The 25,567-nt window shown below is 66.6% G+C and carries 26 protein-coding genes and 1 tRNA gene; 22 read left to right on the top strand and 5 right to left on the bottom strand.

From position 1 onward, the window contains the following. Positions 1 to 74 precede the first annotated feature (74 nt). The 5 genes from LTA6_RS17010 to LTA6_RS16990 all read left to right on the top strand — a co-directional run bounded on the left by LTA6_RS17010 (position 75) and on the right by LTA6_RS16990 (position 6,059). On the top strand, positions 75 to 1,337 hold the full coding sequence (locus LTA6_RS17010; protein ID WP_407358310.1) for an alpha-L-fucosidase: 1,263 nt from the start codon (positions 75 to 77) through the stop codon (positions 1,335 to 1,337). Positions 1,338 to 1,570: 233 nt separating this feature from the next. Then, positions 1,571 to 2,830: an ABC transporter substrate-binding protein gene (locus LTA6_RS17005; protein WP_407358309.1), complete on the top strand. Its 1,260-nt coding sequence runs from the start codon at positions 1,571 to 1,573 to the stop codon at positions 2,828 to 2,830. Between the two features lie 20 nt (positions 2,831 to 2,850). Continuing rightward, a complete protein-coding gene (locus LTA6_RS17000; protein WP_341975044.1) occupies positions 2,851 to 3,756 on the top strand; it encodes a sugar ABC transporter permease in 906 nt (301 codons plus the stop codon). Beyond that, positions 3,746 to 4,666, top strand: coding sequence for a carbohydrate ABC transporter permease (locus LTA6_RS16995; RefSeq protein WP_407358308.1), 921 nt, complete (start codon positions 3,746 to 3,748; stop codon positions 4,664 to 4,666). Before LTA6_RS17000 ends, LTA6_RS16995 begins: the two co-directional genes overlap by 11 nt. Positions 4,667 to 4,706: 40 nt before the next feature. Next, complete coding sequence (locus tag LTA6_RS16990; protein WP_407358307.1) at positions 4,707 to 6,059, top strand: alpha-L-fucosidase; 1,353 nt, start codon at positions 4,707 to 4,709, stop codon at positions 6,057 to 6,059. A gap of 72 nt (positions 6,060 to 6,131) precedes the next feature. Here the strand turns inward: LTA6_RS16990 and LTA6_RS16985 are convergent, their stop codons facing one another. After that, entirely contained in the window at positions 6,132 to 7,076 is a 945-nt protein-coding gene (locus LTA6_RS16985; RefSeq protein WP_407358306.1) for a hypothetical protein, read from the bottom strand. 55 nt (positions 7,077 to 7,131) lie between these two features. On the opposite strand from LTA6_RS16985, the gene LTA6_RS16980 reads away from it, so the two are divergent. The 4 genes from LTA6_RS16980 to LTA6_RS16965 all read left to right on the top strand — a co-directional run bounded on the left by LTA6_RS16980 (position 7,132) and on the right by LTA6_RS16965 (position 10,163). Continuing rightward, on the top strand, positions 7,132 to 7,596 hold the full coding sequence (locus LTA6_RS16980; RefSeq protein WP_407358305.1) for a hypothetical protein: 465 nt from the start codon (positions 7,132 to 7,134) through the stop codon (positions 7,594 to 7,596). Beyond that, complete coding sequence (locus LTA6_RS16975; protein ID WP_407358304.1) at positions 7,593 to 7,955, top strand: hypothetical protein; 363 nt, start codon at positions 7,593 to 7,595, stop codon at positions 7,953 to 7,955. Before LTA6_RS16980 ends, LTA6_RS16975 begins: the two co-directional genes overlap by 4 nt. A 121-nt stretch (positions 7,956 to 8,076) precedes the next feature. Continuing rightward, positions 8,077 to 9,681, top strand: a complete 1,605-nt coding sequence (serA, locus tag LTA6_RS16970; protein ID WP_341975038.1) for a phosphoglycerate dehydrogenase — start codon at positions 8,077 to 8,079, stop codon at positions 9,679 to 9,681. A 20-nt stretch (positions 9,682 to 9,701) separates the two neighbouring features. Further along, entirely contained in the window at positions 9,702 to 10,163 is a 462-nt protein-coding gene (locus LTA6_RS16965) for a DUF2867 domain-containing protein (protein ID WP_407358303.1), read from the top strand. A gap of 5 nt (positions 10,164 to 10,168) precedes the next feature. On the opposite strand, the gene LTA6_RS16960 is transcribed toward LTA6_RS16965, so the two are convergent. Continuing rightward, a complete protein-coding gene (locus LTA6_RS16960) occupies positions 10,169 to 10,711 on the bottom strand; it encodes a TetR/AcrR family transcriptional regulator (protein WP_363546309.1) in 543 nt (180 codons plus the stop codon). Positions 10,712 to 10,808: 97 nt separating this feature from the next. On the opposite strand from LTA6_RS16960, the gene LTA6_RS16955 reads away from it, so the two are divergent. The 10 genes from LTA6_RS16955 to LTA6_RS16910 all read left to right on the top strand — a co-directional run bounded on the left by LTA6_RS16955 (position 10,809) and on the right by LTA6_RS16910 (position 21,074). After that, positions 10,809 to 12,356 (top strand): MFS transporter, encoded by a 1,548-nt coding sequence (locus tag LTA6_RS16955; protein ID WP_407358302.1) that lies wholly within the window; start codon positions 10,809 to 10,811, stop codon positions 12,354 to 12,356. A 64-nt stretch (positions 12,357 to 12,420) separates the two neighbouring features. After that, positions 12,421 to 13,467: a 3-isopropylmalate dehydrogenase gene (locus LTA6_RS16950; protein ID WP_407358301.1), complete on the top strand. Its 1,047-nt coding sequence runs from the start codon at positions 12,421 to 12,423 to the stop codon at positions 13,465 to 13,467. Between the two features lie 93 nt (positions 13,468 to 13,560). Beyond that, positions 13,561 to 14,661: a branched-chain amino acid aminotransferase gene (locus LTA6_RS16945; protein ID WP_363546317.1), complete on the top strand. Its 1,101-nt coding sequence runs from the start codon at positions 13,561 to 13,563 to the stop codon at positions 14,659 to 14,661. 17 nt (positions 14,662 to 14,678) lie between these two features. Then, positions 14,679 to 15,455, top strand: coding sequence for a fumarylacetoacetate hydrolase family protein (locus LTA6_RS16940; protein WP_407358300.1), 777 nt, complete (start codon positions 14,679 to 14,681; stop codon positions 15,453 to 15,455). Beyond that, positions 15,452 to 16,711: an MFS transporter gene (locus tag LTA6_RS16935; protein WP_341975031.1), complete on the top strand. Its 1,260-nt coding sequence runs from the start codon at positions 15,452 to 15,454 to the stop codon at positions 16,709 to 16,711. The genes LTA6_RS16940 and LTA6_RS16935 overlap by 4 nt, the downstream gene beginning before the upstream one ends. Then, the gene (locus LTA6_RS16930; protein ID WP_407358299.1) at positions 16,708 to 17,472 is read left to right on the top strand and encodes a class I SAM-dependent methyltransferase; all 765 of its coding nucleotides are present in this window, start codon (positions 16,708 to 16,710) and stop codon (positions 17,470 to 17,472) included. The genes LTA6_RS16935 and LTA6_RS16930 overlap by 4 nt, the downstream gene beginning before the upstream one ends. Positions 17,473 to 17,530: 58 nt before the next feature. After that, on the top strand, positions 17,531 to 19,036 hold the full coding sequence (gene gltX / locus LTA6_RS16925; RefSeq protein ID WP_407358298.1) for a glutamate--tRNA ligase: 1,506 nt from the start codon (positions 17,531 to 17,533) through the stop codon (positions 19,034 to 19,036). 96 nt (positions 19,037 to 19,132) lie between these two features. Next, a tRNA-Gln gene (locus LTA6_RS16920) sits at positions 19,133 to 19,204 on the top strand. Positions 19,205 to 19,369: 165 nt separating this feature from the next. Next, positions 19,370 to 20,539 (top strand): lytic polysaccharide monooxygenase, encoded by a 1,170-nt coding sequence (locus LTA6_RS16915; RefSeq protein WP_363546327.1) that lies wholly within the window; start codon positions 19,370 to 19,372, stop codon positions 20,537 to 20,539. Positions 20,540 to 20,663: 124 nt separating this feature from the next. Then, the gene (locus tag LTA6_RS16910) at positions 20,664 to 21,074 is read left to right on the top strand and encodes a hypothetical protein (RefSeq protein ID WP_341975027.1); all 411 of its coding nucleotides are present in this window, start codon (positions 20,664 to 20,666) and stop codon (positions 21,072 to 21,074) included. 15 nt (positions 21,075 to 21,089) lie between these two features. On the opposite strand, the gene LTA6_RS16905 is transcribed toward LTA6_RS16910, so the two are convergent. Further along, positions 21,090 to 21,881, bottom strand: a complete 792-nt coding sequence (locus LTA6_RS16905; RefSeq protein ID WP_363546330.1) for a hypothetical protein — start codon at positions 21,879 to 21,881, stop codon at positions 21,090 to 21,092. 56 nt (positions 21,882 to 21,937) lie between these two features. On the opposite strand from LTA6_RS16905, the gene LTA6_RS16900 reads away from it, so the two are divergent. Both LTA6_RS16900 and LTA6_RS16895 read left to right on the top strand, forming a co-directional pair. Further along, positions 21,938 to 22,336: a VOC family protein gene (locus tag LTA6_RS16900; protein WP_341975025.1), complete on the top strand. Its 399-nt coding sequence runs from the start codon at positions 21,938 to 21,940 to the stop codon at positions 22,334 to 22,336. 63 nt (positions 22,337 to 22,399) lie between these two features. After that, the gene (locus tag LTA6_RS16895; protein ID WP_407359296.1) at positions 22,400 to 23,668 is read left to right on the top strand and encodes an MFS transporter; all 1,269 of its coding nucleotides are present in this window, start codon (positions 22,400 to 22,402) and stop codon (positions 23,666 to 23,668) included. A 9-nt stretch (positions 23,669 to 23,677) separates the two neighbouring features. On the opposite strand, the gene LTA6_RS16890 is transcribed toward LTA6_RS16895, so the two are convergent. Continuing rightward, on the bottom strand, positions 23,678 to 23,860 hold the full coding sequence (locus tag LTA6_RS16890; RefSeq protein ID WP_341975024.1) for a DUF1918 domain-containing protein: 183 nt from the start codon (positions 23,858 to 23,860) through the stop codon (positions 23,678 to 23,680). A gap of 121 nt (positions 23,861 to 23,981) precedes the next feature. After that, a complete protein-coding gene (locus tag LTA6_RS16885) occupies positions 23,982 to 24,353 on the bottom strand; it encodes a hypothetical protein (RefSeq protein ID WP_341975023.1) in 372 nt (123 codons plus the stop codon). Positions 24,354 to 24,565: 212 nt separating this feature from the next. On the opposite strand from LTA6_RS16885, the gene LTA6_RS16880 reads away from it, so the two are divergent. After that, positions 24,566 to 25,531, top strand: coding sequence for a DNA topoisomerase IB (locus tag LTA6_RS16880; protein WP_341975022.1), 966 nt, complete (start codon positions 24,566 to 24,568; stop codon positions 25,529 to 25,531). Positions 25,532 to 25,567: the final 36 nt, after the last annotated feature.

Genomic DNA, 25,567 nt, shown 5'->3' with positions numbered 1-25,567 from the left:
GGGCGTCCCGCGAGGGGCGCCCTTTCTCGTCCCTTCACTGGGATACATCCGATGTCTTTGGCTAGGATGAGGCCATGCGACAGGACTGGTTCAGTGACGCCCGATTCGGCATGTTCGTCCACTTCGGGCTCTACAGCGCGGCGGCCCGACACGAGTGGGTGCAGAGCTTCGAGCGCCTCACCGATGCCGACTACCGGCAGTACTTCGAGCATTTCGACCCTGATCTCTTCGATGCCCGTGCTCTCGCGCGCACGGCGAAGGAGACGGGAATGGGCTATGTGGTGCTGACGACGAAGCACCATGACGGCTTCTGCCTCTGGGATTCCAAACTCACCGACTTCACCTCCACCGTCGCCATCGACCGGGACCTCGTCCGCGAGTACGTCGAGGCCTTGCGCGCCGAGGGGCTCAAAGTCGGTCTCTATCATTCGCTGATCGACTGGCATCACCCGCATTTCACCCTCGACTGGACCCACCCGCGCCGCGACGACGACGACGCACGTGACCTCGACACGGGCAGGGACATGGCCGTGTATCGGGAGTATCTGCACGGTCAGGTGCGTGAACTGCTCACCGAATACGGCGACATCGACTACCTGTTCTTCGATTTCACCAGCCCCGACGAGAAAGACGGCTGGCCGGGGAAAGGGCCGGACGACTGGGATGCGCAGGCGTTGCTCGCGCTGTGTCGAGAGCTGCAGCCGAACATGCTGGTGAACGACCGGCTCGGCATCCCTGCAGACTTCGTCACACCGGAGCAGTACCAGCCGACCGCGCCCCTCGTGCGCGACGGGATCCCGCTGGTGTGGGAGGCATGTCAGACCCTCAACGGCTCGTGGGGGTATCACCGTGACAACACCGACCAGAAGTCGGCGACCTTGCTGGCTCAGATGCTCGTCGATTCCGTATCGATGGGCGGCAACATGCTGCTCAACATCGGACCCGACGGGCGTGGAGCGATCGTTCCTCGTGATGCCGCGACCCTCTCCGAGATCGGGACCTGGATGCGGTTGCACCGAGACGCCGTCATCGGGGCCGGGCATTCCTCGTTCGTCCCGCCTCGTGAAGGCGTGTACACGCGTCGCGGCAATCGCCTGTACCTGAGTCTCTTCTTCTGGCCGATGGGATTCGTGCATCTCCCGGAGCTCGCCGGAAAGGTCGCGTACGCACGCCTTCTCAATGATGGCTCGTGGCTGCGGACGAGTGTGTCCGATCCTGGGCAGGAAGCCGACCTCATGACGCCGGCCGGTCAAGCAGAGGGCACGCTGACGGTGCATCTCCCGGTGCAGCGCCCCGATGTCCTCATCCCGGTGATCGAACTCACCCTGACGGACTGACGGGCATTCTGAGATCGGCGCGCTCCTCGGAGCGCGCCGATCGTCGTCGAGCCATCACGCGGGTGCAGAGGACCGGCTGCCGCGGCGTCTCTCTTTGGTGACCCCAATTCGGCGCAGACATCCGATGTTCAGCTTGCGCCATCCCCTGAAGTATGAAACGGTAACTTCATACGAAACCCTCCTAGGTTGTTTCGATTTTAGGAACAACCTTCCCGTTCCCAAGGAGTAATTCAATGAAGAAGATACGCATGGGCGCCGTCGCCGCCATCGCCGGCGTCGCCGTCGCCATGACGGGATGTGCCGGCTCCGGTGGAGCGTCCGGTTCTGGTGACGACGGCACGATCGTCGTCGACATGTGGGCCGGCTCTGCCGACGACACGAAGGCCCTCGAGGCGCAGATCAAGATCGCCCAGGAGCAGAACCCCGACCTGAAGATCGAGCTGCGCACGGCGCCATGGGGTGACTTCTTCACGAAGCTCACGACCAACATGGCGTCCGGCAACATGGCGTGCGTCACCGGTATGAACAGCGGCATGCTGTCCAGCTACACCGACGGCTTCGCCGAGCTCAGCGCGGCCGACCTCAAGACCGCCGGACTCGCCGAGAGCGATTTCGCACCGGGCGCGACCGAGATCCTGAAGAACAAGGGCACGATGTACGGCCTTCCCTTCGACGTCGCCACGATGCTCGTCTACTTCAACGCCGATCAGCTCGCTGCATCCGGCGCGGCGACTCCTGCTCCCGGCTGGACCTTCGACGACTTCGAAGCGACGGCCAAGGCGGCCACCAGCAACGGCAAGGCGGGCTTCGCCGTGGGAATGGGCGACTTCCAGTGGCAGGCTCTTCCGATCGCGAAGGCGGGCCTGCAGCCGGTCAGCGCCGATGGTGAGCTGCAGCTGACCGACAAGAAGTTCGTCGAGGCGGCCACGTGGTACGGGGACCTCGTCTCCGCACAGAAGGTGGCGCTCCCTGTCGCGTCCGCATCCGACACCGGCTGGGGAGAGAACCAGTACTCGAGTGGCAATGCGGCGATGGCAGTGGACGGCACGTGGAACGCGGTGAGCTACCTCGACAACGAGTCGGGTTTCGCCGCAGGCATGGCGCCGCTTCCGTCTGAGGGTGGCGAATCGCTCAGCCTCATCCTCGGTTCCGGCTTCGGCATCTCCAAGACCTGCGAGAACAAGGAAGACGCCCTCAAGGTGCTCGGCTCGCTTCTCAGTGCCGACGCTCAGGACTACATCGCCTCCTCCGGCCGCAGCTACCCGGCGCGCGCCGAGAGCCAGCCGCTCTACTTCGAGTCGATCGATGAGAAGTACCGCGCGCAGGTCGAAGAGGTCTTCACGGCAGCGTTCGAGAACGTCCAGGGCCAGTACGTCAGCGACAACTGGTCGAAGGTCGGCACCTACGTCCAGCCGCAGCTCGTGAGCGTGTACAACGGGCAGGAGACGATGGCCAAGGTCCTCGAATCCGCCCAGCAGCAGTTCGCCAACTGACGAACTGAGGAAGAAGAGAGATGACCGCCAACGTGCCACGTCGCAGGTCTCTCGCCAAGGTCGAAGGCCGCCAGGCGCTGGGGTTCGCAACCCCGGCCCTGGTGGGCCTCGCCCTGTTCACCATCGTGCCTGTCGTGCTCTCCGTCGTGATGAGCTTCTTCGACTGGCCGACGTTCGGCGAGAAGACCTTCATCGGAATCGACAACTACATCCGGCTGTTCACGGCCAGCCCGGACTTCTGGCCGGCGATGCGGAACACCGCGGTCTTCACGATCCTCTACGTTCCGCTGAACGTCGGGCTCTCCCTCGTCCTCGCGATGGCGCTGGGGCCGCGCATTCGCGGTCGCGGCGCCCTCCGCGTGCTGTTCTTCATCCCCGTGGTGACGCCGATGGTCGCCAACGTGCTGGTGTGGAAGATGCTCCTGCAGCCACAGGGCCTGTTCAACGGCGCTTCGGAGAGCTGGTTCGGGGTGACGCTGCCGAACTTCCTGGCCGACCCGCAGTGGGCGATGATCATGGTCGTCATCATGAGCGTCTGGCAAGGCGTCGGATACAACATGCTCATCTTCTCGGCTGCGCTCGAGCAGTTGCCGGAGTCGGTGATGGAAGCCGCCAGGATCGACGGTGCGAGCGGATTGCGGATGCAGCTCAGCATCGTCGTCCCGATGATCTCCCCGGCGGTGTTCTTCGCCACGATCATGACGATGATCACGGCGCTCCAGGTGTTCGTGCAGCCGCAACTGCTCACCGGTGGCGGACCCGGAAATGCGACGCAACCGCTGGTCCAGTTCATCTACAACCAGGGCTTCAAATTCCAGGAGCTGGGCCTGGCCGCTGCGGGCGCGTGGATCCTGTTCGCTCTCATCATCGTCATCACGGCGCTGCAGTTCGGCGCGCAGAAGAAGTGGGTGCACTATGAGCACTGACCTGCAGACCTCATCCGTTGTGCTCGGCGATGGCGAACACGTCGAAGTCGACCGCAAGGGACGTACCAGGGCGCCGCTGAGCGCAGCGGAGCGCACCAGACTCGTCATCGCGCATGTGCTCGTCTATATCGCCGCGGCGATCTTCGTCTCGCCGATCGTGTACGCGTTCTTCTCGGCGCTCAAGCCGAACTCCGAGATGTTCACGATGCCGCCGTCGCTGGTCGCATCCGAGGTGCGCTGGACGAATTTCCTCGACGTGTTCGCTTACGGGCCGTTCCTGACCTACATCGGCAATTCGTTCTTCGTCGCGATCGCCGGCACGCTCGTCGTGCTGTTCGTCTCGACCACCGCCGGTTATGCCTTCGGACGGCTGCGATGGAAGGGGCGGGATGCCGTCTTCGTCCTGTTCCTCGCGACGCTCATGGTGCCCGCCGAGGTCCTCGTGATCCCGATGTTCCAGGTCATGCAATGGTTCGACTGGGTCGATACCTATCAGGCGCTGATCTTCCCGTTCGCATTCACCGCGTTCTGCACCTTCCTGATGCGTCAGTTCTTCCGTGGCATCCCGTACGAGCTCGAAGAAGCCGCACGCGTCGACGGCGCGGGGCCGGTCCGGTCGTTCGTGCAGATCATCCTGCCGCTGGCCAAGTCGGCCGTCGCCGTGCTCTCGGTCTTCACGTTCCTGTCTTTCTGGAACAGCTATCTGTGGCCGCTCATCGTGACCGTGGACTACAACGCGCACGGCACGCTGCCGATCGGCCTCGCCAGTTTCTCCGGCCTCACCGGCACCCGCTGGGACCTGCAGATGGCCGCTGCGATCATCTCGATGGTCCCGACGACCGTGCTGGTGATCGTGCTCCAGAAGCACCTGGTCAAGGGGATCGCGATGGCAGGACTCGGCGGGCGCTGATGTCCGCGGCTCGCATGCACGACGAGGAGAAGAAGACAGCATGATGAACTTCGAGAAGCGCACCGGTCCGGACTTCGGCGCGGCCGCGCCGACCTATCCGACGAACGGCGTGCCGGACTGGTACCGCGACGCGAAGCTCGGCTTCTTCGTGCACTGGGGCCTGTACTCGGTGCCCGCCTGGGCCGTGCAGCACGGTGACGGCGTGAACATCCCGACTGAGGATGCGTACGCCTGGCATCAGTACGCGGAGTGGTACGGCAACACCGTCCGCATCGCAGGCAGCCCCACCTGGGAGCGCCACCAGCGTCTGTACGGCCCCGGTACGTCATACGAGGATCTCGCCGATCGATGGGACGCCTCGGCATTCGACGCCGATGCCTTCGTCGGCGAGCTGGTGGACGCCGGAGCGCAGTACATCGTCCCGACGACGAAGCACCACGAGGGGTTCTGTCTCTGGGGTACCGGGACGACCGGATTCAATGCGGTCGCCCGTGGTCCCCGCCGGGATCTGATCGCGGAGTTCCACGATGCCACCCGGCGCGCGGGAGCGAAGTTCGGCGTCTACTATTCAGGGGCCCTGGACTGGCACGTGAGTGACTTCCCGGCCATCGAGTCCGATACGGACCTCTTCCGATATCGCCGGACCGACGAGCATTTCGCCCGCTATTCGGCGGCGCAGCTCGAGGAGCTCGTCGAGCGCTTCTCGCCGGATCTGCTGTGGAACGACATCGAGTGGCCGGACGGCGGCAAAGGGCCGGAGGCCTACGGTGTGGCCGCGTTCCTGTCGAGATACTTCGACGCGGTGCCGGACGGCGTCGTCAACGACCGCTGGGGAGTGCCGTACCACGGGTTCCTCACGCGTGAATACACGGACATCCCCGACATCATCTCCGAGCCGTGGGAGTCCACGCGAGGACTCGGGTACTCCTTCGGGTACAACCAGGACGAGGACGCCAGGCATTCGCTCTCCGGAGCAGCGCTGGTGCGTCTCCTCGTGGATGTCGTCGCGAAGAACGGAAACCTGCTGATCAATGTGGGACCGGCTGCAGACGGATCGATCCCGGAGCTGCAGCGCGATGCGATGCGCGAGCTCGGCGCGTGGCTGCGTGTGAACGGCGACGCGATCTACGGCACGCGGCCGTGGATCCGGATGGGGGAGCAGGCCGGCGTGCCGGTCCGCTACACCCGATCGGCAGACGGGGTGCATCTCCACACGCTCGACCCGAGCGTCGGTACGGTTGCCCTGCCCGCGGAGTTCGGAGATGTCGAAATGCGCTGGCGGGACGGAACCCCCGCGCGCGCGGAGCGGGACGCGCACGGCATCCGGTCCGTCGAAGTTCCCGCTGGTCTGCGCGGAGAACCGGTCGCCGTGCTCACCGCATCCGGGATCTGACGCCCGCGAGAACGGAGGAGGCCCGGTGCACGTGCACCGGGCCTCCTCCGTTCTCAGCTGGGCAGGAGCGGATCACTCCGACGGCGCCTCTTCGACCTCGATCGGAGCGTCGGCCGCGTCCGCCCAGACGGGCGCGGGCAGCAGCGTGTCGGTCGAACCGTCGCGGATGGCGCGGAGCGCCTCGACGATCTCGCTCGAGTTCTCCGGCACAGCCAGTCCGCAGGTCTTCAGCTCTGATGCGAACTCGAGCGTCAGGCGGGTCTTGCCTGCTTCGACCGCCTCAGCGGTGGTGCCGGTGCGCTTCTCGCTGCCGGTCTGGATGTCCGAGACCTCGTCGCACACGTGGTAGACGGCGCCGCCGTCGACCCAGACGACTTCGTCCTTGCCGAGCAGCTGGATCACGGTGGACTGGTCTGCCGTGTACTTCTCCACCGACGGCGGGTTGAAGTCGATCCCGAGCACGACGGCGAGAGCGGCCAGGACGATACCGACGATGCCGGCCGTCGTCTTCTGCCCCTTGTCCATGTCCTTGTTCAGGAAGATGAGGATGATGAGCGGCACGAACGCGATGATGGCGATGATCGCACCGAGCTGGTTCTGCACGAAGAACCGCACGGTGTCGGACTTTCTCGCGGGATCGAGGCGATGCGCCTTCTTCCAGAGGAAGGACCCGGTGATCGCCAGCGCGGCGATGACGACGAGCAGCACGAGGAGAGCGATGAACGCCCACTGCGGGAACTGTGCGGTGACGCCCTGCTCCTCGAGGAGCCCGGTGTCGGGGTCGCGGACGAGCGCGCCGTCCTCGCCGACGAAGACACGCTGGCGCAGCAGCCAGAAGATGCCGACGGCCTCTCCGGCGATCGCGAGGACCCACAGGACCACGGCGATCCAACGGAAGGTCACCGCCTTCGACTTCGCCTCCGGAGTCGGCTTCCAGTTCGCCGGCGGGTCGACGACTCCGCCGTCGCTCGACACGGTCTGATCGTCACGGACGACCTTCTTCTTGCTCTCAGCCACGGTGCCTCCCCGATCGTTACAGCGCCGAGCTTAGTGGAAGGCCTACGCTGTCCTCATGACATCCGACTCCGATTCCGACGACGCGTTGGGCTGGGCGGGCGACGAGCAATCGCCGAAGAGCGACCCCTCGCTTCCGCGCGGCTGGAATGCCGTGGGCAAGGGCAGCGCGAAGGTAGGGCGGATCGAAGCGGACGGGACCGTCACGCCGGCGGATGCGCCCGCGCCGATGAGTACGGCGATGCTCGTGACGCTCGGCATCGTCGGGGGCATCTACCTGCTGTACACCGTCGGGTGGGTCATCGGAGGATTGCGGCTCAAGCCGCTGACGGCCCTGATCGTCGCGGACGCGATGTTCGTGCCGTGGTTCGTGCTGGCGATCGCCGCACCCGCTCTCTGGTTCCTGACGTCCTGGATCCTCACGCGTGGCCGCGCGACGTGGATCCGGCTGCTCGTCCTTCTTGTCGGCGTGGTGCTGCTGGTGCCATGGCCCTTCGTGACGGTGGGGGTGATCGGATCGTGAGTGCTGCAGGAGATTCCGTGCCGGAGTCGGTCGGTGGGAACGGGGCTCCGCGCTGGCTGACCTGGACCGTCATCGGCGCAGCCGGATTGTTCTACGCCTACGCCGTCTGGAACGCCGTCGCGCATCTGGTCTCGTTCCTGCCGAGCGGTCTCACCGCGATCGGCTGGGTGACGTTCCTGTTCGGTGTGGTGTTCCCGATCATCGTGTTCGTGCTCGCCCTCGCGCTCGGACGCCGCCGCAACGCCGGAGAGCTCGCGCTGCTCCTGCTCACCGGACTCGGTGTGGTGGCCGTTTTCTGGCTGAGTCTTCTCGGATACAGCGTGCTGAACATGGACGAACTGGTGACCGTCTCGCGCTGACGCCGAACGTCACACGTCGGGGCGCGCTGAACCGCTCCGGTACAGTTGAAACCGATCGCGCCCCCACGGTGTGCGGCGCATCGGCCCCTCCCGCCTGTCGCGCTGCCCCGAAGGATCCACTGTGCCGAAGCCCGTTGTGCTCATCGCCGAAGAACTCTCTCCCGCCACGATCGAGGCCCTGGGCCCGGACTTCGAGGTCCGCAACGTCGACGGCACCGACCGCGCGGCGCTGTTCTCCGCGTTGGCAGAGTCCGATGCGGTGCTCGTCCGCTCAGCGACGAAGATCGACGAAGAAGCTCTCAGCCACGCGCCGAAGCTCAAGGTCGTCGCCCGTGCCGGCGTCGGTCTCGACAACGTCGACATCAAGGCGGCCACCACTGCCGGTGTGATGGTCGTCAACGCCCCGACCTCGAACATCGTCTCCGCCGCCGAGCTCACGGTCGGCCACATCCTCAGCCTCGCCCGCCGCATTCCCGCGGCGCACGCATCGCTGTCGGCCGGGGCCTGGAAGCGCAGCTCCTTCACCGGCGCCGAACTCTTCGAGAAGACCGTCGGCATCATCGGCCTCGGCCGCATCGGCGCCCTTGTCGCCGCCCGCCTCGCCGCCTTCGACATGCGCGTCGTCGCCTACGACCCCTATGTCACCTCCGCACGCGCCCAGCAGCTCGGCGTGCAGCTGCTCTCGCTGGACGAGCTCGTCGCGGAGTCGGACTTCATCACGATCCACATGCCGAAGACCCCGGAGACCACCGGCATGCTCGGCGCTGAGCAGTTCAAGGCGATGAAGCCCTCCGCGTTCGTCGTGAACGTCGCCCGCGGTGGCCTGATCGATGAGGTCGCACTGCACGAGGCACTGGTCGCCGGCGAGATCGCCGGCGCCGGACTCGACGTCTTCACCTCAGAGCCCCCCGCCGAGGGTGGCTCCGCGCGCGCACTGCTCGATCTGCCGAACGTCGTGGTCACCCCGCACCTCGGCGCAAGCACCGAGGAGGCGCAGGAGAAGGCCGGCGTCTCGGTCGCCCGCTCCGTGCGCCTGGCGCTCGGTGGAGACCTGGTGCCGGATGCCGTGAACGTCGCCGGCGGTGTCATCGACCCGTACGTGCGCCCCGGTATCTCCCTCGTCGACAAGCTCGGTCAGATCTTCGCCGCTCTCGCGACTTCGCCGCTGACGAGCCTCGACGTCGAGGTGCACGGTGAGCTCAACGACTACGACGTCAGCGTGCTCAAGCTCGCCGCACTCAAGGGCGTCTTCACGAACATCGTCAGCGAGACGGTCTCGTACGTGAACGCACCTCTGCTCGCTGAGCAGCGGGGCGTCGCCGTCCGTCTCATCCAGGACGACGTGAGCGACGAGTACCGCAACGTCATCACGCTGCGCGGCGCCCTCTCCGATGGCTCGCAGCTGTCGGTGTCCGGCACGCTGACCGGACCGAAGCAGATCGAGAAGCTCGTCGGCATCAACGACCACGCCGTCGAACTCCCGATCGAGAAGCACCACGTCGTGATGCTGTACACGGACCGCCCCGGAATCGTCGCCGTCTACGGGCAGAAGTTCGGCCAGGCCGGCATCAACATCGCCGGTATGCAGATCGCGCGTCAGGCCGCCGGTGCGCAGGCGCTCAGCATCCTCACCTTGGACTCGCCCGTCTCCGACGATCTGCTCGACGACGTCTCGAGCGCGATCGACGCCGACCTGTTCCGTCAGATCGAGATCACCGAGGCGTGACGCGGGGGGAGGGCGAGCATATGAACCGCGAGCCCTCCTTCGTCAGCCTCGCCTTCGGTGACGGCAGGTTCGATCACGGCGACGTCTTCTTCGTCTCGATCCCGCCGCAGGCGCCGAGCGATCCTCGCCTCTGGGCGGAGACGATGTTCTCGCCGTCCTCGGTGCCGCGCGCCGTGCAGGGACTGTTCGCCGTGCGGATGCTCTTCGCTTCGCTGCTCGGCCTCCGACCAGCTCCGTCGGGTGTCTTCGACGTGCGCGAGGTGGTCGGCGACGAAGCCCTGATGGTGTTCGACGATGAACACCTGGATTTCCGATGCGCCGTCGGAGTGGACGTGCATTCCGGGATCGTCAGGGTGACCACGGTGGTCCGGCTGCACGGGTGGCGCGGGCGGTTGTACTTCACTCCGGTGAGCCTGCTGCATCCGCTGATCGTGCAGTCGATGCTCCGTCGAACCAGACGGGTTCTCGTGCGGGGGAGGTGAGCGCCTCAGGCGGTTGCCCGCAGCACCAGCTCGATGAGGTCTCGGAGCTCGTCGCCGTTCGGAATGAGTCGCTCGGGCCCATGCACGTCGAGCGAGTTGTTGAAGTAGAGACCGTCGCTGACGAGCATCACGAGATCAAGACTCGCGTCGTCGCGCACATGAGGCCGGATCTGATCCGCCCAACGTCTGCGGACGTCTCTGAGTGCGTCTGCTGCCGCCGATGATCCGGCCTGAGCCAGCCGAGAAGCGGCGATGAGGGCCCGATCGAGCGCGTCATCCTCCATCACCGAGGTCCGCACGTAGTACGCGACCGGGCCTTCTGCGGCGGACGACATGCGCTCCAGGTCCGCCGTCGTCAGTGCATCCAGGCGCTCGAGCATCCCGGCGACGAGTTCGTCCTTCGAGCCGAAATGGTAGAGCAGGCCGCCCTTGGAGACACCCGCTGCCTTGGCCGTGGCATCCAGTGTGGCTGAGCGCTCTCCATCGGCGATGACGAGCGCCTCGAAGGCATCGAGGACACGTTCACGTGCGAGCGGCGGTCGGGGCATCGGGGTCCTGTTCTCGGGAAAAATTCTGCCGATTCTGTTACTGTACCAGCTGGACGGTTTAGTAACGGGTCGTCCAAAAGATACTGAGAGGTGTTCCATGACGCGCACAGCGTCGATTCCCACGATCGATAACCATATCGAGACGGATGCGCCGCGAGCCGGCGCGCGCGGCTGGGCGGCACTCGTCGTCCTCATGCTGCCGGTTCTGCTGGTCTCGGTGGACAACACGGTGCTGAGCTTCGCGCTGCCCGAGATCTCCATCGCGCTCGGACCCACCGGAGCCGAGCAGCTGTGGATCATCGACGCCTACCCGCTCGTGCTGGCAGGGCTCCTGGTCACGATGGGCACGCTCGGCGACAGGTTCGGGCGTCGACGGATGCTGCTCATCGGCGCGACCGGCTTCGCCGCCGTGTCTGCGCTTGCCGCCTTCGCCCCCACAGCGGGGTTGCTGATCGCTGCTCGTGCCCTCCTCGGGTTCTTCGGCGCGATGCTGATGCCCTCGACGCTCTCCCTCCTGCGCTCGATCTTCAAGAACCGCGATCAGCGCCGCCTGGCGATCGCCGTCTGGGCTTCCGCGTTCTCGGCCGGTGCCGCGCTCGGTCCGATCGTCGGCGGCTTCCTTCTCGAGCACTACGGCTGGGGATCGGTGTTCCTCATCGCGGTCCCCGTGCTCATCCCGCTGCTCATCGCGGCACCCCTGCTCGTCCCCGAGAGCCGCGACCCGAATCCGGGCCGGATCGATCCGATCAGCATCCTGCTCTCGATGGGCGCGATGATTCCGATCGTCTACGCGATCAAGTCGCTCGCCGTCGAGGGACCGACCGTGCTCGCCGCCGTCTGGACGCTGCTCGGCATCCTGCTGGGCGCGCTGTTCGTGCGGCGCCAACTGCGCACGGACGTTCCGATGCTCGACATGGCTCTGTTCCGCCGGGGCTCGTTCTCCGGCGCGATCCTGGTGAATCTGCTCAGTGTCGTCGCCCTGGTCGGCTTCCTCTACTTCGTCTCCCAGCACCTGCAGCTCGTGCTGGGTCTGTCGCCCATGACGGCGGGCTTCGCGCTCGTGCCCGGGATGGTCGCCATGATCATCGCAGGGCTCTCCGTCGTGCCCATCTCACGTCGGGTGCCCCCGCATGTGCTCGTCCCGTCGGCGCTGGTGTTCTCGGTCGCCGGATATCTGATCGTCGCGTTCACCACTCACGAGCACGGCGTGCTGCCCCTCGTCGTGGCCTTCGTGGTGCTCGGGATCGGGATCGGCGCCGCGGAGACCATCTCGAACGAGTTGATCCTCTCCAGTGCGCCTGCCGAGAAGGCGGGAGCCGCGAGCGCCGTCTCCGAGACGGCGTACGAGCTCGGCGCTGTCCTCGGCACGGCCGTGCTCGGCGGGATCATCACCGCGTTCTACCGTGGAGCGCTGGTGATCCCCGATGGTCTGCCGCAGGATGCGGTGGATGCCGCGCGGGAGACGCTCGCCGGCGCGTACACGGCCGCTCAGGAACTCCCGGGGCAGCTCGGCGACTCCCTCTGGAACGCGGCAGCCGCGGCGTTCGTATCCGGAGTGACTGTGACGTCGCTGATCGGGGCCGGGCTCGTCGTGGCAGCCGGCGTGATCGCCGCCGTCACACTGCGCTCGGGGCGTATGCACTGACCAGTACGCTGGATGCACGCCCGCGCCGAGTCGGATCGCGGGCGATCCCGATGCAAGGAGTGTCATGTCGCGTGTCGTGAAGCTGGCCGTCATCCCGGGTGACGGCATCGGCCCCGAGGTCGTCGCCGAAGCCGAGAAGGTGCTCGATGCCGTCACCGCAGGCAGCGGCGTCAGCTTCGACAAGACCCGCTTCTCGCTGGGCGCTGCGCGCTTCCTCGAGACTGGCGACACTCTGACGGACGTTGATCTCGAGGCCATCGCCGCGCACGACGCGATCCTGCTGGGCGCCGTCGGCGGCACCCCGGGCGACCCCCGGCTGAAGGACGCCAACATCGAGCGCGGCCTGCTTCTGAAGCTGCGCTTCACGCTCGACCACTATGTGAATCTGCGTCCTTCGAAGCTGTTCCCCGGGGCTCCCGGGCCCCTCGCGAACCCCGGAGCGATCGATTTCGTCGTCGTCCGGGAGGGCACAGAAGGACCGTATGTCGGCAACGGGGGCGCGATCCGCAAGGGAACGCCCCATGAGGTCGCGAACGAGACCTCGGTGAACACGGCATTCGGCGTCGAGCGGGTCGTCCGCTACGCGTTCGACCTCGCCGAGCGTCGACGCAAGAAGATCACCCTCGTGCACAAGACCAACGTCCTGGTGCACGCCGGTGGCATCTGGCAGCGCGTCGTGAACGAGGTCGCCGCCGAGCATCCGGATGTCACGGTCGACTACCTGCATGTGGATGCGGCGACGATCTTCCTCGTGACCGACCCCTCTCGGTTCGACGTCATCGTCACGGACAACCTGTTCGGCGACATCCTCACGGACCTCGCCGGAGCGGTCACCGGAGGCATCGGCCTCGCTGCCTCCGGGAACATCAACCCCGACGGCGCGTTCCCGTCGATGTTCGAGCCCGTGCACGGTTCGGCCCCCGACATCGCGGGACAGCAGAAGGCGGACCCGACGGCGGCGATCCTCTCGGTCGCGCTGCTGCTCGACCACCTCGGTCTCGTGGAGGAGTCTCTGCGGGTCAGCGAGGCCGTCGAGGCCGATATCGCCGCACGCGACGGCGCGCCGCGCACCACGGCGGACATCGGTTCCGCGATCACTTCTCTGCTCTGACCAACTGGTTCTGAACGGCGGCGCGCATCCGCGGTTCGGGCGTAGGCTGAAACGGCGCGACGGAGCGCCCACCCACAAGGAATGGATGACGACATGACGACCATCGACGCAGAGGCGGCCGTGGCCCCGCTGGAGTTCACTGTGATGAAGAACCTGCAGGCAGCGGCGCCTGCACGTCTCGCTGAGGTGCTGGAGAATCCGGGCTTCGGCGTCAACTTCACCGATCACATGGTCGACATCTGCTGGTCCACCAAGGGGGGATGGCACCGTCCGCGAGTGCAGCCGTACGGCCCGATCGCGCTCGATCCCGCCGCATCCGTGCTCCACTACGCGCAGGAGATCTTCGAGGGCATCAAGGCCTACCGTCACGCCGACGGCTCGATCCACACGTTCCGCCCTGACCGGAACGCGGCTCGGCTGCAGGCGAGCGCGCGTCGTCTGGCTCTGCCCGAGCTGCCGACCGAGTACTTCATCCAGTCGCTGCGCGAGCTCATCGCCGTCGACGGTCGCTGGGTGCCTTCCGGCGCTGACCAGAGCCTGTACCTGCGGCCCTTCATGTTCGCGAAAGAGGCCTTCCTCGGTGTTCGCGCCGCTCAGAAGGTCGCCTACTACGTGATCGCCAGCCCGGCCGGCGCGTACTTCTCCGGCGGCATCAAGCCCGTGCGCATCTGGCTCTCCGAGGACTATGCCCGTGCCGGCCGCGGTGGCACAGGCAAGGCCAAGACCGGCGGCAACTACGCGTCCAGTCTGCTGCCGCAGGCCGAGGCGAGCGCGAAGGGCTGCGACCAGGTGGTGTTCCTCAACGAGGAGCGCAATGTCGAAGAGCTCGGCGGCATGAATGTCGTGTTCGTGTTCAAGGACGGTCGCGTCGTGACGCCGCAGTCCGACAGCATCCTCGAGGGCATCACGCGCGACTCGCTCCTGCAGCTCGCCGAGGACCGCGGATACACGGTCGAGCGCCGGCCGATCTCGATCGACGAGTGGCGTCAGGGCGTGGCATCGGGCGACATCGTCGAGGTGTTCGCCTGCGGCACGGCCGCCGTGGTCACCCCGATCGGCGCGCTGGTGAACGATGACTTCGAGGATGTGCAGCCGATCGGCGAGCTCGCTCTCTCGCTGCGCGAAGAGCTCACCGACATCCAGTACGGCCGCCGCGAGGACCGGCACGGCTGGCTGGTCCGTCTGGACGCCTGAGGTTCTAGGCTGGACGGGTGAAGATCGCTCGGTTCAGCCACAATGACGCCATCACCTACGGAATCCTCGACGAGAAGGATCTGGTCGTCCTCGCCGGCGACCCCCTGTTCGCCGGATATGAGACGACGGGCGAACGCGTGCCGCTCGCGGACGCGGTGCTGCTCGCACCGGTCATCCCTCGGTCGAAGGTCGTCTGCGTCGGCAAGAACTATCACGACCACGCCGCCGAGATGGGGGGAGTGGCGCCGGAGGAACCGCTGCTGTTCCTCAAGCCGAACACCGCGGTGATCGGCCCCGGCGACACCATCGTGCGCCCGACCCTCTCCGAGCGCACCGAGTACGAGGGTGAGCTCGCGGTGGTGATCGGACGCATCGCCAAGAACGTCAAGGCGGCGGATGCCCTGGACTACGTGCTCGGCTACACGATCGGCAACGACGTGACGGCGCGCGACCTCCAGCGCAAAGACGGCCAGTGGTCGCGGGCGAAGGGCTTCGACACGTTCTGCCCGCTCGGCCCCGTGATCGAGACCGACTTCGATCCGGCATCCGCCACGATCGAGACCAGGGTGAACGGTGAAGTGCGCCAGCACGCGCCGCTCACCGACATGATCCACTCGATTCCGGCGATCATCGAGTACGCCTCGGCCGTCTTCACCCTGCTTCCCGGCGATGTCATCCTCACCGGAACGCCCGCAGGTGTGGGTATTTTCGATGCGGGCGATACCGTCGAGGTCGAGATCACCGGCCTGGGCATCCTGCGCAATTCCGTGCGCGACGCGCTTCCCGCGTCATGACCGTCGTCGCGCTGACGGCACAGCAGCAGGCGGCCGTGCAGCGCCGCACGGTGCTGGTGCTGTCCATGGGCCAGGTGCTCGGCGGCATCGCCTTCGGCGCCACCGTCTCGCTGGGCGCGCTCCTGGCCGCGGATATCTCGGGCGATGACGCGTTGTCCGGGTTGGCCACAGCGTCGGTGACTCTCGGAGCGGCGCTGTGCGCAATTCCGTTGGCGAAGCTTGCCGCCCGCGTCGGGCGCCGCCGTGCGCTCACGCTCGGGAACGTCTTCGCGCTCGTCGGAATCGCCGTCGTGATCCTCGCAGCGGGCCTGCGCGTGTTCCCATTGCTGCTCGTCGGCATCCTGCTGATCGGCGCCGGCAACGCCGGAAACCTCCAGTCGCGCTTCGCCGCCACAGACCTCGCGGCACCCGTGCATCGAGGCAGGGACCTGTCGGTCGTGGTGTGGGCGACGACGGTCGGTGGCGTCGCGGGTCCGCTGCTGCTCGGGCCGGGCGAGATCGTGGGTAAGGCGATCGGGATGCCGCCGCTGACCGGGTCGTACGTGTTCTCGTTCGTGGCGCAGTGCGCCGCCCTGCTGCTTTACATCATCGCGTTGCGCCCGGACCCGCTCCTGGCGGCTCAGCGCATCGCGAAGGCCGCAGCCGAGGCCACCGGCCAGGAGCGCGCCGACCGCCCTCTCGCCGCGCGCTATGCCATCTTCGCCGTCGCCGGATCGCACGTCGTGATGGCGTCGGTGATGGCGATGACGCCGGTGCATCTGGCGCATATGGCGCACGGCGCGCAGGGCGGGCATGCCTCGTCGGCAGACGTCTCGCTGCTCGTGGGTGTGACGATCGCGATGCACGTCGCCGGTATGTATGCGCTCTCGCCGGTGTTCGGCATCCTCGCCGACCGGTGGGGTCGCCTGCGCGTGGTGCTCTTCGGTCAGGTGTTGCTGGCCGGCGCGCTGGGCTTCGCGATCTTCGCGAACTCTTCGCCGGCCGGCGTGATGATCGCGCTCGTCCTGCTCGGGCTCGGCTGGAGTGCCGCTACCGTCGCCGGCGCGGCGCTGCTGACCGAAGCGAGCGCGCCGGACGTGCGCACGGCACGCCAGGGGCGCAGTGACTCGCTGATGAGCCTGTCCGCCGCGGCCGGAGCGGTGCTCGCCGGTGTGATCCTCTCCAACTTCCAGTACGCCGGACTCGGCACGGCGGCCTTCGCGATCGTGATCGCGATCGTCGCCCTTTCGCCGCTCGCTCGGAGGGGCATGCGATGAAGCCGTGGGCGGGCGTCGGTGAGGCGTACGCGTCGTCATATGCGGCACTCTGCGCCGGAACCACGGATGCTCTCGCAGCAGAACTCGGACCGGCATCCGGCCGTTCGCTGCTGGACGTCGGCTCAGGAACCGGAATGGTCGCCGCGCGCTTCGCGGCGGACGGGTGGGACGTGACCGGTTGCGAACCGGAAGCGACGATGCGTGCGGTCGCCGCACGAGAGCATCCGAAACTCTCCGTCGTCGCCGGATCCCTCCCTGACCTGCCGCTCGACGAGGCCGCCTTCGACGCCGTCATCGCGAACTTCGTCCTCAACCATGTCCACGATCCACGACAGTCGGCACGAGAACTCGCGCGAGTGAGTGCGGACCGGGTGGCGGCGACGATCTGGCTGGTTTCGCCATCCTGGTTGTGGCTCGAGGTCTGTGCGCGTGCCGGCCTTGAACCTGTCGCGGGGGAGCGGCTCGCGCCGGACAAGGATTTCGAGCGCACCGCGGAGGGGTTCGCCGGAATGCTCCGCGACGCCGGTTGGCGCGACGTCCTCGTGTCGGAGCTCAGCTGGACGTGGCACGCCGAACCGGCCGCGCTGTGGGCGTCGGCCGAAGGCGGTGTGGCGTCTGCCGGCGCGTTCTACCTGAGTCTTGACGAGGCAGGTCGTGACGACTTCCGTCGTGCTTTCGATGGAGTGTGTGCCGATCGCTCCGTCGACGGGGTCCTCGCCCTCCCACATACTGCCGCCATCGCGTCCGGCCGGCGCGGCTGAGGCGGACGGGGCAGTGACGGATCGGCGCGGTATCAGCGCGCCGTAGGATTGGAGGGCTATGGCTACCCCTCACCCCCTCACCACGACCGCAAGCGGCGCTGACGTCCGCGTTCGCTTCTGCCCTTCGCCGACCGGCCTGCCGCACGTCGGCATGGTGCGCACCGCTCTGTACAACTGGGCCTACGCCCGTCACAACGGCGGCAAGATGATCTTCCGCATCGAGGACACCGATGCCGCCCGCGACAGCGAAGAGAGCTTCCGCCAGCTCGTCGATGCGCTCACCTGGCTCAAGATCGACTGGGATGAGGGCGTCGAGATCGGCGGCCCGCATGCGCCGTACCGGCAGTCGCAGCGCCACGATATCTACCAGGGCGTGATCGACAAGCTCGTCGCGTCGGGTGCTCTGTACGAGAGCTACTCGAACGCGGAAGAGATCGACGCCCGCAACGAAGCGAACGGGCGGGCCAAGCAGCTCGGCTACGACAACTTCGACCGCGACCTCACCGATGAGCAGAAGGCAGCGTTCCGCGCCGATGGGCGTCAGCCCGCGCTGCGACTGCGGGTGCCCGACGAGGACTTGACGTACGTCGACCTCATTCGCGGCGAGGTGACATTCCCGGCAGGATCGTTCCCCGATTTTGTCGTCGTCCGCCCGAACGGCGTGCCGCTGTACACCTTCGTCAACCCCGTCGACGATGCGCTGATGGGCATCACGCACGTGCTGCGCGGCGAGGATCTGATGCCGTCGACCGCCCGCCAGCTCGCGCTGTACGCTGCGCTGATCGACGCCGACGTCACCACTTTCGTGCCGCGCTTCGCCCACATGCCGCTGGTGCTGGGGGAGACCGGCAACAAGAAGCTCTCCAAGCGCGACCCGCAGGCCGACCTCTTCCTGCACCGCGAGCGCGGCTTCATCCACGAGGGCCTGCTGAACTACCTGGCGCTGCTGGGCTGGTCGATCGGCCACGACCGCGACGTCTTCTCGCTCGAGGAGTTCACTGCCGCGTTCGACATCGAGAACGTGAACCCGAATCCGGCGCGCTTCGACCAGAAGAAGGCCGAGTCGATCAACGGGGACCACATCCGGATGCTCGATGTGAAGGACTTCGCCGAACGGAGCATCCCGTACCTTGCTGCGGCCGGCCTGTTCGATGAGCCGACCCATGAGCAGCTGGTTCTCGCCTTCCGTGCCGCACCGCTGGTGCAGGAGCGCGTACAGCTTCTCGGCGAGGTGCCGGGGATGCTCGGCTTCCTCTTCACCGACGAGATCTCGTACGAGGCGGATGCCCTGAAGGGACTGCCGGCGAACGCCGCGGAGGTGCTGGAAGCGTGCGTCGCCGCCCTCGAGCCTTTGACGGACTTCACGCCGGCGGCGATCCAGGATGCTCTCGCCAGCGCACTGGTCGAGAAGCTCGAGCTCAAGCCTCGCGTCGCCTACGGTCCGCCGCGTGTGGCGATCACGGGGCGCCGTATCTCGCCGCCGCTCTTCGAGTCGATGGAGCTGATCGGCAAGGACGAGTCACTGCGACGCCTCCGGGCCCTCGCGGAGCTCCGAAAGGACTGACGACGCGCCCGAGCGGGCTGCCGACCGGGCTGTTTTGGTGTTCCGGCCGCCGCTCGGGTAAGCTTGACTCTTGGTGCGAGGCCCTGGTTTCGCCCTTGGGGTATGGTGTAATTGGCAACACGGCGGTTTCTGGTTCCGTTGTTCTTGGTTCGAGTCCAGGTACCCCAGCAAGATTGAAACCCCCGCTCAGGCGGGGGTTTTCTTGTTCTCGGATCCCTTCATCTCGGATGACGTGGTTATCCACAATGTCGGCGTACCCCGGCGTGGAGTAGCGTCACCTCCGATCCAGAGATGCCGTTCGAGTGGCGGCGTCCTCGAGAAAGGGAATCCACCATGAGTGCTGCGAAGACCCGAAATCCGATTCACAGGAGAAGCACGGCGAAGAGCGTCGTCGCACTCCTGGTCGCAGGTGCGCTCGTCATCGGCGGCACCTCCGCCGCGCAGGCGCACGGGTGGGTCGGTGGAGCCGGCAGCGAGCTCACGGCGCGTGCCGCATTCACCGCGAACACGAACCTCGGCGCGGTTCAGTACGAGCCGCAGAGCCTCGAGGGGACCGGTGGGTTCCCGGTGACCGGACCGGCCGATGGTCAGATCGCTTCAGCGGGCAATTCGCGCTTCGGAGAGCTCGACGCTCAGAGCGCGACGCGATGGGCGAAGAACAACGTCACGCCCGGCCCGCACGTGTTCGGCTGGGCTTACACGGCGCCGCACCCGGCGGCGGAATGGCGCTACTACATCACGAAGGTCGGCTGGAACCCGAACGCTCCGCTCGACCGTGGCGACTTCGAACTTCTCACGGTGGTCCCGCACAACGGCACAGCAGCGAACACGAACCCCGCGCACACGATCACGATCCCGTCCGACCACACCGGTTACCACGTCATCCTCGCGGTGTGGGAGGTCGCTGACACGGCCAACGCCTTCTACAACGTCATCGACGTCAATATTTCGGGCAGTGGGACCACGCCCACCCCGACGCCCACCCCGACGCCCACCCCGACGCCTACGCCGACTCCCACGCCGACACCGCGCCCCACGCCGACAAACGGGCCCGACGTCACGGCACCGACGACACCGACCGGGTTGCACAGCATGGCGACGAAGTCGACGAGTATCGACCTGATGTGGACAGCCTCGAGCGACAATCGTGGCGTCGTGGGCTACCGCATCGAGCGATCACTCGGCAACGGAGCCTTCCAGCAGATCGTTCAGGTCGCGGGCACCAGCCACATCGACACAGGGCTGTCGCCGTCGACTTCGTACCGCTATCGGGTGAGTGCGGTGGATGCCGCAGGCCACGCGTCACCAGCAAGCGCGGTGTTCTCGGTGACAACTGCGACGGAGACAGGCCCGACGGTGCCGGTGTGGAGCCCTACAGGCACGTACACGAAAGGCGACGTCGTGACGTACAACGGCCTCCAGCTCGTCTGCCAGCAGAGTTACCAGGGCGTCGGTGACCCCAACTGGATCAACGCGCTCTCGTTGTGGAAACCGAAGGCATGACCCGCGGTGCTCGCTGGTCGCGGTGGGAACGCCCTCGTCCAAGTCGCCCCTGTGCGCGGACCCGTCGACGCGCTACATTCGCACTGAGCGACTGCGCACGGCGGACGCGGTCTGGAGGTATCCCGTGAAGTGGTTCGCGTCGTCGCCCTCGACTCGTCGTCCCTCGATGCTCGCGGCCGGGTTTCTCGCTGTCGGTCTGGCACTCACCGGATGCGCGGCACCGACCAGTGGCGACGGCGGTGGCAATGCGCTGCCGCCGGTCATCGCCGATCTGACGAAGATCGACGGCACGACGGTGACGGTCGTCGAAGGAAACGTCATCGATCTCGTCGGTGACGACGAAGACTACCTCGACTGGAAGGCCGAGATCGACGACGAGGCCATCGTCTCGTTCACACCCGGCAAGGATGACGGCTCCGCCCAGTTCAATCCGGGCCTGACCGCGAAGAAGGTCGGCGAGACCGACGTGGTCCTCTCCAACGATGCCTCGGGCGATGAGGTCGCCTTCACCGTCGAGGTGACTCCGAAGAAGTAGCTCCGGTCGGAGGCACTACTCGCACTCGCCGATGAAACCGAGATAGCAGACGGCTTCGTGCGTGACGGCGGGGCGGGCGTCGTTGTTCGATACCTCGCGCGTCGATACCTCTGCCGTCCGATGCAGATGGCCGTACGTGCCGAGCGTGGCGACGACGCCGTCAGCGCCGGCGGCCTTCATCTCGTCGATGGACGAGAGATAGTCGTCGCAGAGAGCCGTTGCGGTCGCCGTGAGATCGACATCCGCGCACGCCGCGTTGTACTGGACGACCATCGCATTGGTGCAGTCCGCCCAGCCCTGGTCCACCCAGCACGGGTTCACGGTGTCCATGGTGACGTCGTACAGTCCGGTCTCGTACTCCTCGCTGTGGAATGTCTCCGGCTGCTCAGGAATGTCGATCTTCGTCCAATGCCGAGCCGTCGCGAACGCGGCGACGACGACGATCACGGCGATCAGGATCAAAGCTCCGAGTATCGACAGCAGTACCCAGAGCCCGGTGTTCTTCTTCCCGGGGGTGGATCCGGCCGCAGGAGTCGAGACCGGCGCCGGTGCGGCGTTCACGATCGTCGCCGGTGCAGCATTGACGAACGGCGTCGGCAGCGGCATGGTCGGAAAGAAATCGTGGGCTCCTGCAGCCGCAAAGACCGGTTCCGGATTCGAGGCGAGCCAGTGCGCGTAGTGCGCCTGGGAAAGCTGCGCATCCGCATGGACGTGCTGCGCCTGGGCATCCGACATCCAGATGCCCAACGCGTCCCTCGTCTCGGCGTGCAGCAGAGCGGCATGGAACTCGTTGAATGACACCGGCATACTCGAGATGATCTCAGAAGCGGGCGGTAACGATCAATTCCGGAGGGTGGGCTCAGATGAACGAACGGGTGCTGCAGATGCGGCTGGTGGTCGAGGCGGCGGATTACGACGAGGCCGTCGCCTTCTATCGTGACGTGCTCGGCGCACCGGAGGAGCTGTTCGTCGACAGCGGGGACGGCGCTCGTGTGACGATCTTGGATGTCGGACGGGCAACGCTCGAGCTGAGCACCCCGGAGCAGGTCGACCTCATCGACGATGTCGAGGTCGGGCGCCGGGTGAGCCCGCGTCTGCGCGTGGCATTCGAGGTCGTCGATGCGGCCGCGATGACCGCAGACATGGAGGCGGCGGGGGCCGAGGTGATCGCGCCGCCGACGCGCACGCCGTGGGATTCGCTCAATGCTCGGCTCGACGCGCCGGGGGACTTGCAGATCACCGTGTTCGAGGAGAGCCGCTGACGTCGAGGCTGCCCGCACGACCCTGATGTCGGTGGCATCCGGAAGAATGATCGGGTGACCGGTATGAAGACGTTCTGGAATGCCCTGCCCACTGAAGGGCGATGGCTGCTGTCGACGGTCGCGATTCAGACGCTCGGCCGGGGGATGACCCTCCCGTTCACGATCATCTACTTCCATGAGGTCCGCGGCTTCGACCTCGGGCTCTCGGGCGCGCTGATGAGCCTCATCGCGATCACCGGCCTCATCGTCACCGGTCCGGGCGGGACCCTCATCGACCGTTATGGTGCCCGCAGAGTGCTGCTCGCGGGTCTCGTGGCGATGATCGCTGGATGCGCACTGCTGGCCTTCGCATCGCATCCGGCGGTCGCGGCCATCGCCGTCATCCTCATCGGCGTCAACTTCGGGGTGTCCTGGCCCGGCTTCAATGCCCTCATCGCCACCGTGGTCGACGGAGAGGTTCGCCAGCAGTACTTCGGCGTCAACTTCGCGCTCGTGAACCTCGGAATCGGTGTCGGCGGCGTGATCGGCGGATTCTTCGTCGATGTGACCGATCCGGGTACTTTCACCACGATCTTCCTCATCGACGCCGTGAGCTGTCTCATCCCGCTGGCTCTGCTTCTCGGGCCGCTGCGCCACGTCCGCACGGAGTCGGACGTCGAAGAGGGCGCCCCACCCGCTGGCGGCTACCGCGAGATACTTCGGCGTCCGGTGGTGCTGTGGCTGACCGTTCTGACGTTCCTCGCCGTCTTCATCGGCTATGGGCAGATGGAGGCCGGATTCCCCGCCTTCGCACGTCAGGTGTCAGAGGTCTCGACGCGCGTGGTCGGACTGTCGTTCGCGGTGAACACCGCGGTCATCGTGCTGCTGCAGTTCGCCGTGCTCCGGTTCATCACCGGTAAGCGCCGCACCCGAGTCATGCAGGTGATGGCCCTGATCTGGGCCCTGTCGTGGCTGCTGCTCGGTGCGACCGGCTTCCTCCCGGATTCCCTGGCGGCGGCGATCGGAGTCCTCGCGTTCATGGGTGTCTTCGCGTTCGGCGAGACCATGCTGCAGCCGACCGTGCCCGCGATCTACAACGATCTCGCCTCCGACCGCACGCGCGGCCGGTACAACGCCATCAACTCGGCGGCGTTCCAGGGCGGTGCCATCACCGGTCCCCTCGCGGCCGGCTTGCTCCTGGGGGCGGGGCTGGATGGCTGGTTCATCGCTGTCATGGTCGCCGGCGCTCTAGGAGTCGGCGTGCTCGCGATCGTGCTCGAGCGCGTCGTTCCGGCGTCGGCGAACGGCGCCGAGCCGGAGACAACGCCGATCGCGGTCGACCAGGAGATGTAGACGTCGGGGCTAAGCCGGGACCACCCTGGCATCGGTGCCCGGGTATACCAGGCCCTCGTGGCCGTCGGTCCAGCGCACCAGATACGGCGGTGCGCCGTCTTCTCCTCGAACGTCGAGCACCTCAGCCTCACGGCGGTGCTCGGAGTCCGTGTGGCCCTCCACGATCAGACGATCGCCTGCCTTTGCCTTCATGATCCTCGCCTCCGCGATTTCGGCGAAACTGATGAATTCAGACTGCTCCGGATTCATTGACGGGACAAGGGGGCCTCATCACGATTCCTGGAGCGGCGGGTGGTCGGTGAGTCCACGGAGACTACAGAGAACCCGGCGCGCCCCACTGGAGGAGCACGCAGGCGATCATGCCGACCAGCGTGACTGCGGCCATGCTCAGGAAGCAGAAGGCCATCCGCTGCAACCGCTGTGGTCCGGGCGACGCAGCGAGACGCACAGTGACCATCGCCGCGTACAAGGCGACCATGAGCACGATCGTCGCGATCGCGACCATGCCCGCAGAACGTCCGGTCGCCACGATGCCGACAAGGGGGATCAGGCAGATCGCGGTGAAGACCGCACCCACGATGAGCCAGATCGCTCCCGACGACGTGCGCAGAGCCGGCTGATTTCGCACGCGCGACGGGTCGTCCGCCGAATCGCCGACGCGGCTCCGCACGGGACCCCGAACCATGATCGGTCTCCTTCCCCAGAATTCCATCCGAGCATCGTCCTTTCGACGACAAGCGAGAAGTCCCTGGACAACAGGCTCTCCCGGGTATAGGGCATCCCGCTTCTATCACCGGCTGCGAAGGAGTGCCACCCCCTTCCGCAGGAGAGCGCGACTCCCACATCCTGAGGCGACGCGTCGGCGGGCTGCTGACGCGCGAACTTGGAGGCTGAGGGATGGCATCGCTGATCCGTGTGGTTCCCGGCGAGCAGTCGGGATTTCGTCGGGTCCGGGCGGGCAGCGGATTCCGCTATCTCGACGAGACAGGAGCCCCCGTCGGGGACGGCGATCGCGAGCGCATCCGCGATCTGGTGATTCCCCCTGCGTGGGAGGACGTCTGGATCGCCGCAGAACCGCTCGCGCACATCCAGGCGGTCGGAACCGACGAGGCCGGACGTCGCCAATACCTCTACCATCCGCTCTGGCGCGCCCGTCGCGATCGACGCAAGTTCAGTCGCGCGCTCGCCCTCGCGAAGGCGTTGCCGGCAGCGCGTGCCCGGGTCACCCGGGGGTTGCGAGACGAGGAGGCATCCCGGGACCGGGTGCTCGCGACGGCATTCCGGTTGCTGGACGATGCGGCTCTCCGCATCGGCTCGGAGCGCTATCTCGTGCGGCACGGGAGCAGGGGACTGACGACATTGCGGCGGCGAGATGTGATGGTCGACGGATCGACGGTCGCACTCTCGTTTCCTGCGAAGAGCGGGCGACGCGCCGCCATCGAGATCACCGATTCTGTTCTCGCCGACGCGCTCACCGACCTTGCCGCCGGTCCTGGGCGAGCCCCCCTGCTCGCTTACAGGCGAGGGCGCCGCCGCGTCCGGATCACACCCGGTGAGGTCAACGCCTATCTCCGCGAAGTGACCGGAGGCTCGTTCACCGCGAAGGATTTCCGCACCCTGCACGGCACGATCCTCGCTGCCGACGCGTTGGCCCGCATCGGCGCACTCGACTCGGCGCGCGAACGTCGGCAGGCGGAGCGGATGGCCGTTCAGGCGACAGCTGCAGCGCTCGGCAACACCACGGCGGTCGCCCGCGGCAGCTACATCGATCCGCGGGTCTTCCGTCTGTACGCCCGCGGACGGATGCTCGATCTGACCGTCTCGCCGGAGACCGCGATCCGCCGGCTCTTCGAAGGCGAGTGAGACGGACGCCGGATACGCGCAGCAGTCCGAGTCGAT

This window comes from Microbacterium sp. LTA6 (genome assembly GCF_045690355.1).
In the GTDB taxonomy this organism is placed as follows: Bacteria; Actinomycetota; Actinomycetes; order Actinomycetales; family Microbacteriaceae; genus Microbacterium.
This window is presented reverse-complemented; position numbering and strand designations above follow the sequence as displayed.

Bases quoted from the DNA above. Each gene is read 5' to 3' on its own strand.
- LTA6_RS16955 (WP_407358302.1), top strand. From the start codon at position 10,809: ATGACGCGCACAGCGTCGATTCCCACGATCGATAACCATATCGAGACG.
- LTA6_RS16890 (WP_341975024.1), bottom strand. From the start codon at position 23,860: ATGAAGGCAAAGGCAGGCGATCGTCTGATCGTGGAGGGCCACACGGAC.
- LTA6_RS16930 (WP_407358299.1), top strand. From the start codon at position 16,708: ATGAAGCCGTGGGCGGGCGTCGGTGAGGCGTACGCGTCGTCATATGCG.
- LTA6_RS16995 (WP_407358308.1), top strand. From the start codon at position 3,746: ATGAGCACTGACCTGCAGACCTCATCCGTTGTGCTCGGCGATGGCGAA.
- gltX (WP_407358298.1), top strand. From the start codon at position 17,531: ATGGCTACCCCTCACCCCCTCACCACGACCGCAAGCGGCGCTGACGTC.
- LTA6_RS17010 (WP_407358310.1), top strand. From the start codon at position 75: ATGCGACAGGACTGGTTCAGTGACGCCCGATTCGGCATGTTCGTCCAC.
- LTA6_RS17005 (WP_407358309.1), top strand. From the start codon at position 1,571: ATGAAGAAGATACGCATGGGCGCCGTCGCCGCCATCGCCGGCGTCGCC.
- LTA6_RS16945 (WP_363546317.1), top strand. From the start codon at position 13,561: ATGACGACCATCGACGCAGAGGCGGCCGTGGCCCCGCTGGAGTTCACT.
- LTA6_RS16965 (WP_407358303.1), top strand. From the start codon at position 9,702: ATGAACCGCGAGCCCTCCTTCGTCAGCCTCGCCTTCGGTGACGGCAGG.
- LTA6_RS16960 (WP_363546309.1), bottom strand. From the start codon at position 10,711: ATGCCCCGACCGCCGCTCGCACGTGAACGTGTCCTCGATGCCTTCGAG.
- LTA6_RS16895 (WP_407359296.1), top strand. From the start codon at position 22,400: ATGAAGACGTTCTGGAATGCCCTGCCCACTGAAGGGCGATGGCTGCTG.
- LTA6_RS16885 (WP_341975023.1), bottom strand. From the start codon at position 24,353: ATGGTTCGGGGTCCCGTGCGGAGCCGCGTCGGCGATTCGGCGGACGAC.
- LTA6_RS16900 (WP_341975025.1), top strand. From the start codon at position 21,938: ATGAACGAACGGGTGCTGCAGATGCGGCTGGTGGTCGAGGCGGCGGAT.
- LTA6_RS16880 (WP_341975022.1), top strand. From the start codon at position 24,566: ATGGCATCGCTGATCCGTGTGGTTCCCGGCGAGCAGTCGGGATTTCGT.
- LTA6_RS16915 (WP_363546327.1), top strand. From the start codon at position 19,370: ATGAGTGCTGCGAAGACCCGAAATCCGATTCACAGGAGAAGCACGGCG.
- LTA6_RS16935 (WP_341975031.1), top strand. From the start codon at position 15,452: ATGACCGTCGTCGCGCTGACGGCACAGCAGCAGGCGGCCGTGCAGCGC.
- LTA6_RS16905 (WP_363546330.1), bottom strand. From the start codon at position 21,881: ATGCCGGTGTCATTCAACGAGTTCCATGCCGCTCTGCTGCACGCCGAG.
- LTA6_RS16990 (WP_407358307.1), top strand. From the start codon at position 4,707: ATGATGAACTTCGAGAAGCGCACCGGTCCGGACTTCGGCGCGGCCGCG.
- LTA6_RS16950 (WP_407358301.1), top strand. From the start codon at position 12,421: ATGTCGCGTGTCGTGAAGCTGGCCGTCATCCCGGGTGACGGCATCGGC.
- LTA6_RS16980 (WP_407358305.1), top strand. From the start codon at position 7,132: ATGACATCCGACTCCGATTCCGACGACGCGTTGGGCTGGGCGGGCGAC.
- LTA6_RS17000 (WP_341975044.1), top strand. From the start codon at position 2,851: ATGACCGCCAACGTGCCACGTCGCAGGTCTCTCGCCAAGGTCGAAGGC.